Source organism: Bacillus sp. JZ34 (assembly GCF_053903205.1).
On the sequence record NZ_CP096403.1, the window covers coordinates 2,860,645 to 2,877,127 of the forward strand.

General features: G+C 46.9%; 19 protein-coding genes, 3 riboswitches and 1 other annotated feature. Of the genes, 7 read left to right on the top strand and 12 right to left on the bottom strand.

From position 1 onward, the window contains the following. Window positions 1–12: 12 nt before the first annotated feature. The gene (locus M1D90_RS14445; RefSeq protein ID WP_020451114.1) at window positions 13–345 is read left to right on the top strand and encodes a MerR family transcriptional regulator; all 333 of its coding nucleotides are present in this window, start codon (window positions 13–15) and stop codon (window positions 343–345) included. A gap of 30 nt (window positions 346–375) precedes the next feature. Here the strand turns inward: M1D90_RS14445 and M1D90_RS14450 are convergent, their stop codons facing one another. From M1D90_RS14450 to M1D90_RS14460, 3 genes are all read right to left on the bottom strand, one after another. After that, on the bottom strand, window positions 376–783 hold the full coding sequence (locus M1D90_RS14450; RefSeq protein ID WP_020451113.1) for a hypothetical protein: 408 nt from the start codon (window positions 781–783) through the stop codon (window positions 376–378). Between the two features lie 91 nt (window positions 784–874). After that, on the bottom strand, window positions 875–2,230 hold the full coding sequence (gene mgtE / locus M1D90_RS14455; RefSeq protein WP_020451112.1) for a magnesium transporter: 1,356 nt from the start codon (window positions 2,228–2,230) through the stop codon (window positions 875–877). A 248-nt stretch (window positions 2,231–2,478) separates the two neighbouring features. Next, window positions 2,479–2,643: riboswitch (M-box (ykoK) riboswitch) on the bottom strand. A 139-nt stretch (window positions 2,644–2,782) separates the two neighbouring features. Continuing rightward, window positions 2,783–2,938: a transcriptional regulator SplA domain-containing protein gene (locus M1D90_RS14460; protein ID WP_020451111.1), complete on the bottom strand. Its 156-nt coding sequence runs from the start codon at window positions 2,936–2,938 to the stop codon at window positions 2,783–2,785. A 292-nt stretch (window positions 2,939–3,230) separates the two neighbouring features. Between M1D90_RS14460 and M1D90_RS14465 the strand changes: the two genes are divergently transcribed. The 4 genes from M1D90_RS14465 to M1D90_RS14480 all read left to right on the top strand — a co-directional run bounded on the left by M1D90_RS14465 (window position 3,231) and on the right by M1D90_RS14480 (window position 8,173). Beyond that, window positions 3,231–4,184, top strand: a complete 954-nt coding sequence (locus M1D90_RS14465) for a S8 family peptidase (RefSeq protein ID WP_023856779.1) — start codon at window positions 3,231–3,233, stop codon at window positions 4,182–4,184. Between the two features lie 130 nt (window positions 4,185–4,314). After that, window positions 4,315–4,503, top strand: a riboswitch (cobalamin riboswitch). 149 nt (window positions 4,504–4,652) lie between these two features. After that, window positions 4,653–6,941 (top strand): 5-methyltetrahydropteroyltriglutamate--homocysteine S-methyltransferase, encoded by a 2,289-nt coding sequence (metE, locus tag M1D90_RS14470; RefSeq protein WP_145654213.1) that lies wholly within the window; start codon window positions 4,653–4,655, stop codon window positions 6,939–6,941. A 207-nt stretch (window positions 6,942–7,148) separates the two neighbouring features. Beyond that, window positions 7,149–7,463: a hypothetical protein gene (locus M1D90_RS14475; protein ID WP_020451108.1), complete on the top strand. Its 315-nt coding sequence runs from the start codon at window positions 7,149–7,151 to the stop codon at window positions 7,461–7,463. Then, complete coding sequence (locus M1D90_RS14480) at window positions 7,460–8,173, top strand: hypothetical protein (RefSeq protein WP_026579821.1); 714 nt, start codon at window positions 7,460–7,462, stop codon at window positions 8,171–8,173. The genes M1D90_RS14475 and M1D90_RS14480 overlap by 4 nt, the downstream gene beginning before the upstream one ends. Window positions 8,174–8,333: 160 nt before the next feature. Here M1D90_RS14480 and M1D90_RS14485 read toward each other — a convergent pair whose 3' ends face one another. Further along, on the bottom strand, window positions 8,334–8,966 hold the full coding sequence (locus M1D90_RS14485; RefSeq protein ID WP_456282839.1) for a histidine phosphatase family protein: 633 nt from the start codon (window positions 8,964–8,966) through the stop codon (window positions 8,334–8,336). A 146-nt stretch (window positions 8,967–9,112) separates the two neighbouring features. Between M1D90_RS14485 and M1D90_RS14490 the strand changes: the two genes are divergently transcribed. Beyond that, window positions 9,113–9,583 carry a nucleoside deaminase gene (locus M1D90_RS14490; protein ID WP_023856775.1) on the top strand — a complete coding sequence of 157 codons (471 nt, stop codon included), beginning with the start codon at window positions 9,113–9,115 and terminating at the stop codon, window positions 9,581–9,583. Window positions 9,584–9,616: 33 nt separating this feature from the next. Here M1D90_RS14490 and M1D90_RS14495 read toward each other — a convergent pair whose 3' ends face one another. Together M1D90_RS14495 and M1D90_RS14500 are read right to left on the bottom strand one after the other, a co-directional pair. Beyond that, window positions 9,617–10,279, bottom strand: a complete 663-nt coding sequence (locus M1D90_RS14495; protein ID WP_020451104.1) for a hypothetical protein — start codon at window positions 10,277–10,279, stop codon at window positions 9,617–9,619. Window positions 10,280–10,350: 71 nt separating this feature from the next. Beyond that, complete coding sequence (locus tag M1D90_RS14500; RefSeq protein ID WP_020451103.1) at window positions 10,351–10,764, bottom strand: organic hydroperoxide resistance protein; 414 nt, start codon at window positions 10,762–10,764, stop codon at window positions 10,351–10,353. 160 nt (window positions 10,765–10,924) lie between these two features. Here M1D90_RS14500 and M1D90_RS14505 point away from each other — a divergent pair, with 160 nt between their 5' ends. After that, window positions 10,925–11,377 (top strand): MarR family winged helix-turn-helix transcriptional regulator, encoded by a 453-nt coding sequence (locus M1D90_RS14505; protein WP_020451102.1) that lies wholly within the window; start codon window positions 10,925–10,927, stop codon window positions 11,375–11,377. 40 nt (window positions 11,378–11,417) lie between these two features. On the opposite strand, the gene M1D90_RS14510 is transcribed toward M1D90_RS14505, so the two are convergent. The 6 genes from M1D90_RS14510 to M1D90_RS14535 all read right to left on the bottom strand — a co-directional run bounded on the left by M1D90_RS14510 (window position 11,418) and on the right by M1D90_RS14535 (window position 16,303). Further along, complete coding sequence (locus M1D90_RS14510) at window positions 11,418–11,840, bottom strand: organic hydroperoxide resistance protein (RefSeq protein WP_396279119.1); 423 nt, start codon at window positions 11,838–11,840, stop codon at window positions 11,418–11,420. Between the two features lie 112 nt (window positions 11,841–11,952). Continuing rightward, window positions 11,953–13,200 (bottom strand): glutamate-5-semialdehyde dehydrogenase, encoded by a 1,248-nt coding sequence (locus M1D90_RS14515; protein WP_149169424.1) that lies wholly within the window; start codon window positions 13,198–13,200, stop codon window positions 11,953–11,955. Between the two features lie 12 nt (window positions 13,201–13,212). Beyond that, window positions 13,213–14,310, bottom strand: a complete 1,098-nt coding sequence (proB, locus tag M1D90_RS14520; RefSeq protein ID WP_026579826.1) for a glutamate 5-kinase — start codon at window positions 14,308–14,310, stop codon at window positions 13,213–13,215. Window positions 14,311–14,369: 59 nt separating this feature from the next. After that, window positions 14,370–14,588, bottom strand: a binding site (T-box leader). Between the two features lie 55 nt (window positions 14,589–14,643). Continuing rightward, window positions 14,644–15,546 carry a formyltetrahydrofolate deformylase gene (gene purU / locus M1D90_RS14525; RefSeq protein ID WP_020451097.1) on the bottom strand — a complete coding sequence of 301 codons (903 nt, stop codon included), beginning with the start codon at window positions 15,544–15,546 and terminating at the stop codon, window positions 14,644–14,646. A 113-nt stretch (window positions 15,547–15,659) separates the two neighbouring features. Next, window positions 15,660–15,974 carry a DMT family transporter gene (locus M1D90_RS14530; protein WP_101560776.1) on the bottom strand — a complete coding sequence of 105 codons (315 nt, stop codon included), beginning with the start codon at window positions 15,972–15,974 and terminating at the stop codon, window positions 15,660–15,662. Further along, window positions 15,974–16,303, bottom strand: a complete 330-nt coding sequence (locus M1D90_RS14535; protein WP_020451095.1) for a DMT family transporter — start codon at window positions 16,301–16,303, stop codon at window positions 15,974–15,976. The genes M1D90_RS14530 and M1D90_RS14535 overlap by 1 nt, the downstream gene beginning before the upstream one ends. 59 nt (window positions 16,304–16,362) lie before the next feature. Next, window positions 16,363–16,465, bottom strand: a riboswitch (guanidine-I (ykkC/yxkD leader). Window positions 16,466–16,483 lie beyond the last annotated feature (18 nt).

Consider the following 16,483-nt stretch of genomic DNA (forward strand, 5'->3'; position numbering starts at 1 on the left):
AGGGGTGGGAAAATGACAGTCGAAGATCTTTCTTATAAAGATAAAAAAGTGATTTCTATTGGCATTGTCAGCGAGCTGACGGGTTTGTCGGTCAGGCAGATCCGCTATTATGAAGAACGCAAGCTGATCTATCCGCAGCGCTCTTCAAGAGGCACGCGCAAGTATTCCTTTGCTGACGTCGAACGGCTGATGGAAATCGCAAACAAGCGGGAAGACGGTGTTCAGACGGCAGAAATCCTCAAAGATATGCGCAAAAAAGAACAGAGACTGAAAAACGACCAGCAGCTCAGAAAGAAAATGCTCGAAGGACAGCTTAACGCTCATTTTAAATACAAAAACCGCTAAAAAAACGAATCATACCCTCCGGATGATTCGTCACCTGTTTTCCTGCTGTTTCGTTTCCTTTATGTATCCGATGAAATCAATCATAACGCCTTTATCTGGATCATTGCGTATCCGAAACGCGATCGTTCCGGGCTGACCGGTATTTTCCATCTTGTAAGCGGCATGAAACACATGGATGCTCGCTTCAGAAATTTGAAAATCATCAGCACGAAGCCCGGAAATTCCCCATTTCTGTTTGTTTTCCAGGATTGTTTCCGGAGAGGGGGTTGCGCCCTCCACGTACAACCGCTTCATCTTTGACACATCATCGTTCAATATCGCCTCAAGCATACCCTCGACTGCGACGAGCCGCCTGTCTTTTCCTTCATCTTCATTCTGACAGCCGGCAGCAACCATTGCAACGGCTAAACAAATCAGCACAGCTGCAAATCTTCTCATACCAATCCCCCCTGATCTCTGCCTAAAATATATAGGCTTTTACGGATTCTGGCAAGCAAAAAACCCTCCCTAAAAAAGGAGGGCTGCTGTCTTACAGTGAATGAATGAATGCAGTTGCAATACCGAAGTAGATCAGCAGTGACAAAATGTCATTTAAAGTTGTGATCAGCGGACCCGATGCAATCGCAGGGTCGACGTTGCACTTGTGAAGGATGATCGGGACGATCGTTCCCGCCATCGTTCCGATGATCAGTGTGGCAAAGAGCGAAGTCCCTACCACAAATCCGAGCAGCAGATTCCCCTGCCATACAATCGCGATTCCTGTAATCACGACCGCACAAACAACGCCGATAATAATGCCGGCCTTGAGCTCCCGGAAAATCAAGCGGAAAATCGTTTTTTTATTGAGTTCTTCTTTTGACAGCCCTCTGATGACGACAGCGAGAGACTGCGTCCCGGTGTTACCCGTCATTCCTGCGATCATCGGCATAAAAAAGGCCAATGCGACAACCTGCTGCAGTGTGTCTTCAAAATAGCTCATGATGCTGCCTGAGATCAAACCGATGAACAGAAGCAAGATCAGCCACGGCAGACGTCGATATGCAGCGACATACGATTTTGTATCAAACGTGATTGCTTTACCTGATGCAGCAAATTTTTCGTAGTCTTCATTCGCTTCTTGGATGACGATGTCAATAATGTCATCGACCGTTACGATCCCGACAAGCTCATGGTTTTTTTCTACAACGGGAATCGCCAGAAAGTCGTACCGCTCAATGAGCCTTGCGACTTCTTCCTGATCTTGAAGAGCGTCCGCCGAGATGACCCTTGTAAACATTAATTCCTGAACCTTCTCATCGGGTTCTGCCAAAATGAGATCCCGGTATGAGATAACCCCGACAAGCTGCTTTTGTTCATTGATAACGTATAAATAGTTGATCGACTCCGCGATTTCCGCAAAGCTTTTCAGCTTGACAACCGCTTCTTTTACCGTGTAATGCTGCGGAATCCAGACATAGCGGTTTGTCATGATTCTTCCCGCTGTTTCAGGCGGGTAGTTCATCAGAACGCGGACCGCTTCAGATTCTTCCGCTTCCATACTGGAAAGAAGCTGGTCTTTCAGCTCTGAGTCCATTTCCTCGAAGAGCGCGGCAAGGTCGTCGTTGTCCATTTTATTCATCACATGGATCGCCTTTTCCTTGCCGACCTTGTTCAGAACGACAAGCTGCTCTTCTCTGTCCAGTTCGCCCATGAGATCGGTAATGTCTTCAACCGTTAAAAAAGACAGATACCGGCCGCGGTGCTTTTCGGGCATTTCCTTAAACAGAATCGCCATATCATAAGGCTGCAGTTCCTCTAAAACGTTTTGAAACTCTTTTCGTTTTCCGTCTCTCAGTAAAATAATAATGCGTAAAATCAGTTCATCATATGTCATGTTTTTTACCATGGCAATCTGTACCTCCCTTTTCAGGAGATCCTTATATCACCATAGCAAAAGGGGTGAAGTATAAGGATCTCCTCATCAATCAATGTGTGATGCTGTAAAATATTTCTCGTATGATTAAACCGCCTCGAATGGGGAGAATCCATACTTCCACCTCCTTGTTTAATACGGAAAGTTCACTTTCCTCAAAAAATAAAAAAACACCTATTTCATTGAAATGAAGGTGTTAAAAGCCATACAAAATAAAACCCTAACGCCTTCCATCGTAGAGCTTTAGCACTGTATGGCATAGGCAGCATGCCAGCTGCATTAAAAATCACCTTAGATCGATGATTTCTGTTGACCCATTGGCGTCTTTGGACATTTTTGGGCAGCAGCGTATCTCCATACAGGAGCCTCACCTAACGAAGAGCTGTATTTACCGGACACAATGAGATTACAGAAAAAAAGGATAACTGTCAATAAGAAAAGCAAACTTAATGCTCTCTATTATGGTTGATTCCCTTTTTCGTCAAAATTAAACCAGCTCTTTCGCCGAGATGCCGAGCTCCGTTCTTACTTTTCGCTATCCTGTTCAAGGTCGTCCTTTGACAGCAGGTGATAGTTTTCGTGCAGCAAAAGCGCGTATTCTCCTTCATATTTTGGATGCGGCACAAACTCCGCCTGCTCGATTGACAATTCGTCTCTTTTTTCGTTTTCTTGTTCTTTCACCCTGTATCAACTCCTTTTTTTAATAGGATATCCTTTTGCCGGGATAATATGATGAAGCGAAATCTCATATATATAGTGATTCTCTCGCCCTTTCGTCGATTTCACAGGTCTTTTCGCTTACAATTCCAGCATTGTTCGCAGTTATTCGACTTTTCTCCTCTATTATCTATATTTTTTAACTTTTCATAAAATTCATACAAATGAACCTTTTTTTAACAAAGTGAATGTTTTACAATAAAATCACGCACCTTGTAACCCATCTAAAGCAGCATATAACAGGGAGGGCTTTGAAATGCAAATGCGATTAATTCCTTATGTCACTGACACAAAGCTGATGGACGTGAACGAATTGCCGGAAGGAATCGATGCGATTAAGGCACCGGAGCTGTGGTCACAAGGTTTTAAAGGAAAAGATATCACTGTCGCAGTGCTTGATACAGGCTGTGACGCAACCCATCCCGATTTGGCAGACCGAATCATCGGAGGCAGAAACTTTACTGATGATGACAATGGAAAAGAAGATCAATTTCATGATTATAATGGACATGGCACCCATGTGGCGGGTACGATTGCCGCAAACGATCAAAACGGCGGCATCTCCGGCGTGGCACCTGAAGCGAACCTATTAATCGTCAAGGTGCTCGGCGGTGAAGACGGCAGCGGCGATTATGAATGGATCATCAACGGGATCAACTACGCCGTCGAACAAAAAGCCGATATCATTTCAATGTCGCTCGGCGGACCTGCCGACGTTCCGGAATTGAAAGAAGCGGTGACAAACGCCGTGAAAAACGGAGTGCTCGTCGTCTGCGCCGCCGGAAACGAAGGCGACGGCAATGACCGTACAGAGGAGTACTCATACCCTGCTGCATACAACGAAGTCATCGCTGTCGGGTCTGTGTCATTGACGCGGGAGTCTTCCGAATTCTCAAATGCGAACAAAGAAATTGACCTCGTTGCACCAGGAGAAGAAATCCTCTCTACATTGCCCGATCATCAATATGGAAAGCTGACGGGAACATCGATGGCCACACCGCACGTCAGCGGCGCGCTCGCTCTCATCAAGTCAGCTGAAGAAGAGGCGTTTAAACGGAAGCTGACAGAACCGGAACTGTATGCTCAGTTAATCCGCCGCACGCTTCCTCTTGATTACTCAAAAGCGCTGATCGGCAATGGATTCTTATATTTGTCGGCGCCGGAGGTACTGGCGGAAAAAGCCGGCGAAGCAAAACTTCTTTCCCTTTAACAGCCTAAGGAGGCTGCCGACAATGTCGGCGGCCTTTTTCATGGCTATTGATAAGGCCGAATCTTTTTAATTGCAAGAATTCAAAAATTATTTTGACTAAAAGATCGTGACGGTATATAATCTACTAAACAATTTCATCGCCGGGAACATGGTAATCTAACGAGGTTAGATTTTAAAAGGGAAGTTTGGTGAAAATCCGACGCGGTCCCGCCACTGTGAATGAGGAGGTTATTTCATAAAACCCACTGTTTCTATACGGGAAGGGGGAAATAACCGTCGATTCATGAGCCAGGAGACCTGCCTGTTCTGACGCACCATCAACCTACGGTCGATAGGAGGTGTTCGAGTTGACGTAACAATCGCTACGTTTATTTCTCGTTCGCAAAATGCTGTTTTCAGGCATTCACCTTCTCATTGTCCGAAGTGTGAGTGTCTTTTTTTATTGAACACTAAAAGGAGGAGACCAGAATGACAAATGTAAAAACGAGTAGCTTGGGATTTCCAAGAATCGGCTTGAACAGAGAATGGAAAAAATCGCTTGAGGCTTATTGGAAAGGAAACACAGACCGTGAGACCTTTTTAAAAGAAATGGACGAACAATTTTTAGCAGCCCTCCAGACCCAGCTTGATCAGCAAATCGATATCATACCGGTTTCCGACTTTACCCTGTACGACCACGTTCTTGACACGGCGGTGATGTTCAACTGGATTCCAAAAAGATTCAAGGATGTACATGATCCGTTAGATACTTATTTCGCAATGGCGAGAGGCACGAAAGATGCTGTATCGTGTGAAATGACAAAATGGTTTAACACAAACTACCATTATATTGTGCCTGAATTTGAAAAAGGCGCACAATACCGCGTGACGAGAAACAAACCGCTTGAAGATTATAAAAGAGCAAAAGCAGCATTGGGAACAGAAACGAAGCCCGTCATACTCGGCCTTTACACTTTCGTAGCCCTTGCAAAAGGCTATGAACAACAAGATATCAAAGATATTTATAGCCAAATGACGCCTCTTTACATCCAAGTTCTGAAAGAGCTTGAGCAGGAAGGCGGCAAATGGGTGCAAATCGACGAGCCTGCTCTAGTGACGGCTTCACATGAAGAAGCGGCTGCAGTCAAAGAAATCTATCAGACGATTACAGAGGAAGTCCCTGGAGTGAATATCCTTCTGCAAACCTACTTTGATTCGGTTGACGCTTATGAAGAGCTGATATCGTTTCCTGTCGCCGGGATTGGTCTTGATTTTGTTCATGATAAAGGGAAAAACTTCGAGCATTTAAAAGCGCACGGTTTTCCTAAAGGCAAAGTCCTTGCCGCCGGTATTTTAGACGGGCGCAACATTTGGAAAGCCAATCTCGAAGAACGCCTGGACCTGACGCTTGAGCTGATCCAGAGTGCGGGTGTTGACGAAGTCTGGATTCAGCCTTCAAACAGCCTGCTTCACGTCCCTGTCGCAAAACACCCGGACGAGCAGCTTGCCGATGATCTCTTGAACGGTTTATCTTTTGCAAAAGAAAAGCTTCTGGAGCTTACACTGCTGAAGAACGGACTTGTTTCCGGAAAAGCGGCCATCCAAACGGAAATCGATGAAGCTCACGGGCACCTTCAAGCTCTCAAACAATACGGTGCAGCGACAAATTCGGCCTTTGCCGAAGAAATAGACAAGCTGACCGAGGAAGACTTTAAACGCTCGACAGCTTTTGAAGAAAGACTGCGGATCCAAAATGAATCTCTCGGACTTCCTCTATTGCCGACAACGACGATCGGCAGCTTCCCGCAGACGGCGGAAGTGCGGAGCGCGCGGCAAAAATGGCGGAAAAAAGAATGGTCTGACGAGCAGTATGAAGTATTTATTCAGAAAGAAACAAAGAAATGGATTGACATTCAGGAAGACCTCGGACTTGACGTTCTCGTTCACGGAGAATTCGAACGGACAGACATGGTTGAATATTTCGGTGAAAAGCTCGGAGGATTCGCCTTTACCAAATACGCCTGGGTTCAGTCATACGGTTCCCGCTGCGTCCGTCCGCCGGTCATCTACGGAGATGTCGAGTTTAAAGAGCCGATGACGGTAAAAGAAACAGTTTACGCCCAATCCTTGACCTCGAAGAAAGTCAAGGGCATGCTGACAGGTCCTGTTACGATTTTAAACTGGTCCTTTGCCCGCTATGATCTGCCGAGAAAAGAGATTGCCTTCCAAATCGCCCAAGCTCTCCGCAAAGAGGTTGAAGCGCTCGAAAAAGCAGGCATTCAAATCATCCAGGTCGATGAACCCGCCTTGAGAGAAGGCCTGCCGCTTAAAGAACGGGATTGGGACGAGTACCTTAAATGGGCTGCCGAAGCGTTCAGACTGTCCACTTCATCAGTAGAAGATACGACGCAAATCCATACGCATATGTGCTACAGCAACTTTGAAGATATTGTAGACACGATCGAAGATCTTGACGCAGACGTCATTACGATCGAGCACAGCAGAAGCCACGGCGGATTCCTTGATTATCTGGAACAGCATCCTTACCTGAAAGGACTCGGGCTTGGCGTCTATGATATTCACAGTCCCCGCGTCCCTTCCAGCGATGAAATGCTCACGATTATAGAAGATGCGCTGAAAGTCTGCCCGGCTGACCGCTTCTGGGTAAACCCTGACTGCGGTTTAAAAACGAGACAGCCTGAAGAAACGATCGCAGCGCTTAAACATATGGTTGAAGCAGCCAAACAAGCAAGAGGCAAACTCGCTCAGACTGTTTAATTCCAAAAAAAATCCAACACAAACGCTGCCTGTTCACACGGGCGGCTCTTTTCATGTCCTCAGCCCTTTTTAGGCCTAAAGAACCGTTATATAAGGTATGACCGCCCAAAAATCATTAAGACTTTTGATTCATTCGTACGATTTCCTTCCGTATCCTTTTCTTTTAACATATTTGTAGTAGATGATGGAAGGGAAGGAAAATATGTAGTGATTGACGATGGAATAGCGTTAGAACGAAAAATCAAACGAAAAATATATCAGGAAGACATTCACTCTCTTCAGCTATACGTAAAAGAAGTGACTGCCGCCATTGATGAGCTGAGGCAGGAAAGTTCTTCTATTTTAAAAGCACACCAAATGTATATCAACGGATGGCGCGGACAGGCGCGCGAAATGTATGACGCACTTTTGGACGATCTTGACCGGGCGGAATCGCGCGTGTATGACAGGCTGAGGGCCATTAAGGAGCAGGCGTCCGAAGAAATTGAGCGGCTTCAGCTGAAAGCCGAGGAGCTGACATGACGATCCGGCTGAACATCAATGATCTGCACGCGCTCGCCCGCCAATTTCGCTATTCCCACCAGCGAATCAGCGATTTAATAAACCTTTTGAACCGCCATTTTCATGTTCTTTTCTCCAGCGTGAAAACAGCAAGGACATACGGGATCGATCAGGCGCAATCCGAAATGGAACATGAACTCAATGGATTTTTACACACGCTCGATGATTTGCAGCATCTTCTGCACTTTACAGAAATCCGCATGAAAAAGACCGATCAAATGCTTGCAGAGAAGCTCTTCCAGAGCGGCGGGCGTCTGGCAGGCTACCTGCCGATCATGTCTTTTTTGGCTGCGGCCAAATGTTCCCCTGACAGCTACAGACTGACCGCGCCCCCGCTGTCTGAACCGCTCGCTCTCATGAAGCAGATCAAACAAAACGGCCTGTCAGGACTCTTTACGAAAAAACGAGCCGCAGCATATATTCAGTTAGATGAAGAAGGACAGCAGCAGCTGTGGTCAGCACGCCGCATGATCAGCCGCACAATCGCCGACAACCTTTGCCTTCTGGCGTATCAGCAAATCGCAAAAGGCCCTCTTTCTCTTACGGTCTTCCTTTTCGGAAAAAAAGCGGAAGCAGATGCGGCAGATGTCAAAACCGTTTGTCTTTCAAAAAACAAAACGATTTCCGCTGCCACGCTCCACAGCTTCAGTGCCAAAATGTATTCCGGCTAAGAGGCTCGGAGCGGACTTTCACAGGATATGATGACAGCGGCGTTCAGGTAGGACGCCTGGATGGTTTGCCGCCGATCCTGTGAGCACCGCCTTTGCAGGCCTGCAAGGGTTTGTCGACACGCTAAAAGCCTGATTGTTGAAATCAGGCTTTTTGGCATGCCTACCAGGTGGCATTCTTTGCTTCTACTCTATGTTCCCCGTCTCCTTCTCTTTCGATTGTGACCCTTCCATCATCAGAAACTGCTACAACTGCAAGAGCTGTGTCATGAACATAGCTGGAGTTCCATAGTTCACTGACCGGCCTCTTTTTTAACAGATTCAAAAGCATCAAAATAAACACGGAATGGCTGACAATGAGGACATTGCCTTCCCGATGGCGGCGGAGAATGAATTCATACACCCGGCTGACCCGTCTTTCAAAATCGTAAAAGCTCTCCCCTTCATCAGGCATGTATGTTTCAGGCGCATTAAAATACGCTTCCAGCAAGTCAGGATCGCTTTTTTTGATCTCATCATACGTTTTTCCTTCCCAGCGGCCGATCGATATTTCTTTTAATCTGTCGTCTGTTATAAAGGGAACACTGCGGTTCTGCAGCATAGCCCGCGCAGAATCAACAGCCCGGCCGCTTGGACTGGAATATGCGGCTTGGAATTGAACATCTTTCAGCCGTTCGCCGAGGGCGTTTGCATTTGCCAGCCCCAAAGCCGTTAAATTGGAGTCTTCCCAGCCTTGCATTCTTTTTTCAATATTCCATTCCGTCTGACCGTGTCTTGCAATATACAATGTAAGCAAAACATCATCCTCCGTTCATCATTCTAGCATTCATTGTATGCGATGGTCCGTTCGAAATCAAACATACTGAATATTCTGATGCGCGTTTATTTTACAAGATTCATCAGCTATAATAAGAAGGCAGGACAACCAAGGAGGATACAGAAATGAATCATGAAGCATTTTTGCAGCGCGCAATCGACCTTGCAGTGGAGAGCGTGAAAAGCGGCACGGGCGGACCTTTTGGCGCTGTGATTGTCAAAGACGGCCAAATTATTGCCGAGGGAAAAAACAATGTCACAACAAGCAATGATCCGACCGCGCATGCTGAGGTAACGGCTATTCGGCTCGCCTGTGAAGCACTTGGCGATTATCAGCTGAACGACTGCATTCTTTATACAAGCTGTGAACCGTGCCCAATGTGCCTGGGAGCCATCTACTGGGCGAGACCGAAGGAAGTTTACTTCGCCGCTCAGCATTCAGATGCCGCATCGGCCGGTTTTGACGATTCTTTTATTTATGAAGAAATCACAAAAACGCAAAGCGAACGGACAATTCCTTTTTATAAAATGGACCTTCAAGCAAAGCTTGAACCCTTTCTCACGTGGGAAACGACCGATCAAAAAGTGGAATATTAAAATAAAGAAAGCTTCCTGATGAAGGAAGCTTTTTCATTTTGAAGCTGACGGCTCATACCATTCAAGCTTTTGATCTTCAGATTCCAAATCAAGGCTTTCCGCCTTTCCATCCTTTTCAATTTCAAGCCTGACGATTTTCCCTTTCAGTTTTTCAGGTGCTTCGGCGACATCCCTCTCAAAATCGGCTGTTTTCTGATAAGTTTTTTCCCCAGCTTTTGTTTTGATTGTAATGTTTTGTTCCGATTCGCTGACAAACGCGGCAATGATTTTTCGGCTGCCGTCATTCTCCTGTTCATATACGCCGTTTTGGTCGGCTTTTGACTGCGGCATGAGCTCAGCTTCTTCGGCTTCTTGCGTTTTTCCGTCCACCTCTACCTTCACAAGCTTCCCGATTAAGTCATCATGGTCTTCTTCGCTGTGAAAACGGCTGCTTTTCGGGACAATCAGTTCCTTATCCTTTATTTCGAGCGTGATTTGGTCGTCTTCGGCATGAACATACTTGCCTATCAAATCAAAATCTTCTTCAGACCGGATATTTTTGTCAAGAGAATATGTTTTCAAATCAGGCGCTTTCTGTTTGGCCGTATCAGCCGAGGGTTGATTTCCGTTGTTCTCCTTCGCTCCGGTTCCGCATCCTGCAAGGACGAAGGCGGCAGAGAGCACGGCGAATACAAGCGCTTTTTTAAGATATGCCATTTGCTGCTCCTTTCTAAAAAAGAAAGCAAACAAGCTTTGTTTGCTTTCTCGTTTTCATCTTTCCCGTTTGTTTATTTTACTTCAAGGCTGACGTCGATATTTCCTCTCGTCGCTTTTGAATAAGGGCAAAAGTCATGAGCGGCTTCGACCAGCTCTTTCGCTTTTTCTTTGTCTACCCCGCCTGAGGTGACGATCAGCTTGACGCCGATTTTAAAACCGCCGTCACTCTCATCCTTCAGCAAGCTCACATGGCCCTCAACCTCAGAATCGATGTTAATGCCTTTTTGTTTTGCGACATGCTCCAATGCGCCGCCGAAGCACGCCGCGTATCCCGCCGCAAAGAGCTGTTCAGGATTTGTCCCTGATTCGCCTTCTTTTTTTTCATTTGGCATGACAATGTTGTGATCCAAAACCCCGTCATCTGATGTGACATGTCCTGATCTTCCGCCTTTTGCCGTGACTTTTGCTGTAAATAATGCAGTCATCCTGATTCCTCCTTACGTTTTTTTCCTCTACTCTTTATATTTCACAAAATGAGTTTTTTAAACATCCGTTTTTGTTTTTTCGGGTTTTCTGAAGAACAATGGGAAAAAAACGAAAAATCTTATACAATAAAAAGGAACATAAAAAAGAGTTGGTGAAACGATGACAAACGAATTTGAACATATGAGGCTTGACAGACAGCTTTGTTTTCTCCTTTATGCCAGTTCGCGTGAAATGACGAAGCTTTACAAGCCGCTGCTTGATAAACTCAATATTACGTATCCGCAGTACCTCGCACTCCTTTTATTATGGGAGCACGGGGAATTAAACGTCAAAACAATGGGCAAGCTCCTTTATCTTGATTCCGGCACACTGACGCCGATGCTGAAGAGGATGGAGCAGCACGGGCTTTTAACAAGGGAGCGGTCACCTGAAGATGAACGGTCTGTGGTCGTCAGACTGACAGCAGGCGGCCAGGCACTTCAGGAAAAAGCGAGCAGCATTCCGCAACACATGATCGCCCAGACCGATCTGTCGGCTGGCGAACTGAAGAACTTGAAACAAACGCTTGAATCCCTTCTGGCTTCATTGACGAAAAAAACAGATGCGCTGTAAAGTCAGCAAAAAGGCGCCTTCGATATGAAGGCGCCTTTTTTTAAGAAATGACTTCAAGGCTGACATCAACATTTCCGGAAATCGCTTTTGAATACGGACAAACGGTATGAGCTTGATGAACGAGTTTTTCGAGCTCCGACTGTTCAACGCCGGTTCCTTTTACTTGCAGCGTGACACTGAGCTTATAGCCTCCATCTGCTTCATCTTTCAGAAGGCTGATGTTTGCCGTCACCTCTGTCTCCATTCGAAGACGCGCTTTTTGGGCGGTCAATTGCAATGCACTGTCAAAGCATGCCGCGTATCCGGCAGCAAACAGCTGCTCCGGATTGGTGGCATTTTCGTTCTTCTTGGCTTTTGGCGTTCCCGGCATGGCCAGCTCCAGTTCAAGGACGCGGTCAGATGAGGTGACTTGTCCGTCTCTGCCGCCTTTGGCAGTAGCTTGCGAGGTAAATATCGGTTTCATGATTTATCGTCTCCTTTAATTTATATTGTGCACAATTAAATTTTATAAAATTAAATACGAAAACGCAACAAAAAAACATCCTGTCTGCATGTCAAGACAGGATGTTTCACTTTCATATCCGGATTTGCCCGTTTCCTTTAATGATATATTTAGAAGAAGTCAGCGCTTTAAGGCCCATCGGCCCCCTTGCATGAAGCTTTTGCGTGCTGATGCCGATTTCGGCGCCATAGCCGAATTCAAAGCCGTCCGTAAAACGCGTGGAAGCATTGTGGTAAACCGCTGCAGCGTCAACAGACGTTAAGAAAAACCGGGCGTTTTCCTGATTTTCAGTCAGAATCGCTTCCGAATGACGCGTGCCGTACTGCCTGATGTGCCGGATGGCTTCATCGATTCCGGCGACAATTTTGATGCTGACAACCGGCGCAAGAAACTCGGTTTCCCAGTCGGTCTCGCGAGCAGGAACCGCAGATGGCAGCAGCGCACATACAGCTTCGTCTCCCCTGATTTCAACGCCTGCTTCTTCAAGCTTTTGAAGCAGCGCTGTCGTATGCTTCTTCGCCCAGTCTTTATGGATAAGCACCGTTTCAATCGCATTGCAGACAGAAGGACGCTGCGTTTTGGCATTGATTACAACCTGCTCGGCCATGTCGGACCGAGCCGATTCATCAATGAATATGTGACAGTTTCCCGCGCCTGTTTCAAGGACAGGCACTGTGGATTCCCGCACCACCATATCAATGAGGTCTTTCCCTCCTCGCGGAATCAGGACATCCAAGCCGTCGTTTAAAGTGAACAGCTGTTTTGCCGCTTCCCTGCTTGTATCTTCAATGAGCTGAACGGCATCCTCCGGAAGCGCAGATTGTTCGAGCGCTTCTCTGATCACGCGGACGAGCGCTTGATTGCTGTTGATGGCTGATGAACTGCCCCGCAGGATGACGGCATTTCCCGTTTTCAAACAGAGGGTCGCGGCGTCGACCGTTACATTCGGCCGGGCCTCGTAGATCATGCCGACGACTCCGAGCGGAACCCTGACATTTTCAATGAAAAGCCCGTTGTCTTTGCGGATCGTTTCAAGCGTTTCCCCCACAGGATCTTCAAGCTTGATGAGCAGCATGACGGCGTCTGCCATATCATTCAGTCTCTCCGGCGTTAAGGCAAGTCGGTCAAGCAGCGCAGGTGAAAAGCCTTTTTCTTTGCCGCGAACGATATCTTTCTCGTTTTCTGCCAATATCTCATCTTGCTTAAAGCGGAGCGCCTCGGCGATGAAGGAAAGCGCCTCATTTTTCTTTGCAGTCGGCTGATGAACCAGTTCTTCTTTTGCGACTTTAGCCTTTTTTGCTTTTTCAATCACTTCGCTCATTCTTTCATCCCCTTATTCTTTAATACTTACCCAATCATTTCGATGGATGACTTCTATCCCTTCTTCATGATGGAACTCATCGCTTCGTTTCCCTTTCACCTCTTCAAGTTCTGCTGCGGAGTACAGCGTTTGGCCTTTTCCGGCCAAGCCGTTCGGTCCGTAAACTTCGACAACCGCCCCTTTCGGAAAATCCCCGGATATTGCTGTTACGCCGGCCGGCAGCAAGCTGCCACCATTTTCGGTAATCGCCAGCTCAGCCCCCTCATCAATGGTAATCTTCCCTGTGACAGGAGAGTGAAAAGCGATCCACTGTCTATGATTGTTGACGGAAGACAGGTCGGATTGGCCGATATAGGTGCCGTCCCCGTTTCCTTTTAAAATCTGAATCAGCTTATCATCTCCCTCTCCGGCGCCTATGAAAACATTGACGCCGAGTGAAAGAGCGGTTTTTGCCGCCAAAAGCTTCGACTTCATTCCGCCCGTCCCGACTTTTGAACCGGCGGATGCGGCGCAGCCCAAAAGTTCGTCCGTAATTTCGGGAATGTAATCAAAACGGCGGGCATCAGGATGTTCATTCGGATTCGAATCATAGAGGCCGTTAATATCCGTTAAAATGATGAGTTTGTCGGCATGAATCAGTCCGCTCACCAGGGCGGATAGCATGTCATTGTCCCCAAACGTCAATTCTTCAACAGATACCGAATCATTTTCATTAATAATCGGGACAAGCCCCCGTTCAATCAGTTCCATAATGGTCGCATATGCATTTCGATACCGTTCCCGTTTGGCAAAATCGTTTCTTGTCAATAAAATTTGCGCAGGCTTGATATCGCGGTCTGCAAAATGCTTGATGTATGTCTGCATTAACAAGCTCTGGCCGACGGCCGCTGCAGCCTGTTTCCCCTTTAGCGTGACAGGCCTCGCGGGATAGCCGAGCTGTAAAAATCCCGCAGCGACAGCGCCGGACGAAATAAAGATGACGTCGTGGCCTTCTTTTTTCAGAGCAGCTATCGCCCGAACATGGTCATTGATCTTCGCCTCATCGATGCTGCCTTTCGAATTGGTTAATGAACTGCTTCCGATTTTAATGACAATCCGTTGTTTTTTCACATTTTTTCCCTCCGAGATGATCTGGCAGAAGCCAACAAAAAAAGCCCTTTTCGTCCAAATAAAAGGACGAAAAGAGCTTTCCGCGGTACCACCTTCATTGAATGCGCGAGAAAAAAGCGCACTCCTCTTTCCCCTTTAACGCCAGGGTATGCGCCCAGGTTTTCCCCCTGAGACTCCGAGGCAGGTTCAGCAGGTTTCATGTGGTGAAATGTTTCAGCATGCCATTTCACTCTCTTTCACAGAAAGAACTGCTTACTGGCCCTCTTCAACGCTCGTGATTTTTTATTATTATGCCTAGGAAAAACGCCTCTGTCAAGAGGGAGATCAAACAATTTAATTAAAGACGATCGTCTTGTTTCCATGCACGATAATCCGGTCTTCCAAGTGCCATTTGACCGCTCTTGCCAAAACGCTTCTCTCAATCGTGCGGCCGATGTTTTTCAATGCTTCCACATTGTCTCTGTGGTCGACCCGTTCGATATCCTGTTCGATGATCGGTCCTTCATCCAATTCGTTTGTCACATAATGCGATGTTGCTCCGATCAGTTTAACGCCTCTTTCATATGCCCGTTTATACGGATTCGCTCCGATAAAAGCCGGCAGGAATGAGTGGTGAATATTAATGATTTTGTTTGGATGAGCCGAGACAAAATCAGGCGTTAAAATCTGCATGTAGCGGGCGAGAACGATGACATCCGCACGGTACTCTTCAAGCCATTTCAGCTGCTGTTTTTCCACTTCCTCACGGATGTCTTTGTTCGCTTTCATGTAAAGGAACGGAATATTCAGCGATTCAACGGTTTCTCTTGCATCTTCATGATTGCTGATAACCGCTGCAATTTCCGCCATCAAATTGCCGCTCTGCCACTCCCACAGCAGTTCATGCAAGCAGTGAAGCTCTTTTGAAACGAAGATAGCGACGCGTTTCAGCTCGCTCGCCAAATTCATGCTCCACGTCATTTGGAAGGACTCCGCCACAGTGGCGAATGTCGCTTTCATCTGTTCGATCTTTTTGCGGATGCCTTCGGCTTCAAACTCAATCCGCAGAAAGAACCGGCCTCCTTCAGGGTCTGTCGTATACTGGCTCGATTCAATAATATTCGCGCCATTTTCAAATAAAAAGGAAGAAACGGCGGCGACGATTCCAGGCTGATCCGGACAGCTGACCAGAAGGCGGGCCTTATCGTTATTGATTTCCTGATATTGCGATAACTGCTGTTTCATATATGCATTCATTTTCGTAAAACCCTCTTTGCTTGTAATTCGTAAACTATCTTTTCATTATACTGGAGTTTATTGAAAAATCAATTTACGGACGCCCATTTGCCATAAAGTGCACGGGCCGGACGCTAGCTTATCAGTTTCAGTCCGACGGCTGATCCCAAAATGAGCGCGATGAAAAAGATGCGTTTTCCGTCTTTCGGCTCTCCGTAAAACAGGATGCCGACAAGCGCACCTCCAACCGTGCCGATCCCTGTCCAAACTGCATACGCCGTTCCCATCGGCAGCGTCTCCATCGCAAGGGATAGCAAGAAAAACGAAGCGACAAAACCGATGATCAACAATAAGATCCATCTCAGCCGCTTGTCTTTATGAAACTGGTTCATCATCGTCACGCCGAGCATTTCCAGTATACCGGCGGCGATGAGGCAGATCCATTCCATTATGACGCCTCCCCTTTCTCTTCATTTGTTACAAGCTTCAAGCCGATCACGCCGCATAGCAAAACACCGATCAGAGCAAGCTTGGCGATATTTGCCGGCTCATGAAACAAGACGATTTCGCAGACGACCGTTCCCGCTGTGCCGAGACCGGTAAATACGGCATACACGGTTCCGACCGGCAGCTTCTCTCCCGCCTTCACCAGTATATAAAAGCTCATCGCGACGGCCGCCGCCGTGCCGATCCATTCAAGAGCCGAATCAGCGTGTTTCAGCCCCATGACCCAGCCAATTTCAAACAAGGCTGCAAGTATGACACTGCCCCATCTCATCAAAATCCCTCCAATTCATTTTCAGCAAAAGAAAAAACCCGGGTTATCGATGAAAACGATACTCCCGGGCTTTTATCCCTCCGTGTGCATATGAACAAATCATATGTGTTTTCTCTCGGACCAGACCACATCCGAATGTGCGGAACCCTAGAAAACTTTAACGCTATGAAGTTTGCTAAT

What these genes read in the sequence shown, in the direction of transcription:
- M1D90_RS14505 (WP_020451102.1), top strand. Translation starts at nt 10,925, where the DNA reads ATGACAAACGAATTTGAACATATGAGGCTTGACAGACAGCTTTGTTTT.
- metE (WP_145654213.1), top strand. Translation starts at nt 4,653, where the DNA reads ATGACAAATGTAAAAACGAGTAGCTTGGGATTTCCAAGAATCGGCTTG.
- M1D90_RS14500 (WP_020451103.1), bottom strand. Translation starts at nt 10,764, where the DNA reads ATGACTGCATTATTTACAGCAAAAGTCACGGCAAAAGGCGGAAGATCA.
- purU (WP_020451097.1), bottom strand. Translation starts at nt 15,546, where the DNA reads ATGAATGCATATATGAAACAGCAGTTATCGCAATATCAGGAAATCAAT.
- M1D90_RS14490 (WP_023856775.1), top strand. Translation starts at nt 9,113, where the DNA reads ATGAATCATGAAGCATTTTTGCAGCGCGCAATCGACCTTGCAGTGGAG.
- mgtE (WP_020451112.1), bottom strand. Translation starts at nt 2,230, where the DNA reads ATGGTAAAAAACATGACATATGATGAACTGATTTTACGCATTATTATT.
- M1D90_RS14535 (WP_020451095.1), bottom strand. Translation starts at nt 16,303, where the DNA reads ATGAGATGGGGCAGTGTCATACTTGCAGCCTTGTTTGAAATTGGCTGG.
- M1D90_RS14515 (WP_149169424.1), bottom strand. Translation starts at nt 13,200, where the DNA reads ATGAGCGAAGTGATTGAAAAAGCAAAAAAGGCTAAAGTCGCAAAAGAA.
- M1D90_RS14465 (WP_023856779.1), top strand. Translation starts at nt 3,231, where the DNA reads ATGCAAATGCGATTAATTCCTTATGTCACTGACACAAAGCTGATGGAC.
- M1D90_RS14510 (WP_396279119.1), bottom strand. Translation starts at nt 11,840, where the DNA reads ATGAAACCGATATTTACCTCGCAAGCTACTGCCAAAGGCGGCAGAGAC.
- M1D90_RS14445 (WP_020451114.1), top strand. Translation starts at nt 13, where the DNA reads ATGACAGTCGAAGATCTTTCTTATAAAGATAAAAAAGTGATTTCTATT.
- M1D90_RS14530 (WP_101560776.1), bottom strand. Translation starts at nt 15,974, where the DNA reads ATGGAATGGATCTGCCTCATCGCCGCCGGTATACTGGAAATGCTCGGC.
- M1D90_RS14450 (WP_020451113.1), bottom strand. Translation starts at nt 783, where the DNA reads ATGAGAAGATTTGCAGCTGTGCTGATTTGTTTAGCCGTTGCAATGGTT.
- M1D90_RS14495 (WP_020451104.1), bottom strand. Translation starts at nt 10,279, where the DNA reads ATGGCATATCTTAAAAAAGCGCTTGTATTCGCCGTGCTCTCTGCCGCC.
- M1D90_RS14480 (WP_026579821.1), top strand. Translation starts at nt 7,460, where the DNA reads ATGACGATCCGGCTGAACATCAATGATCTGCACGCGCTCGCCCGCCAA.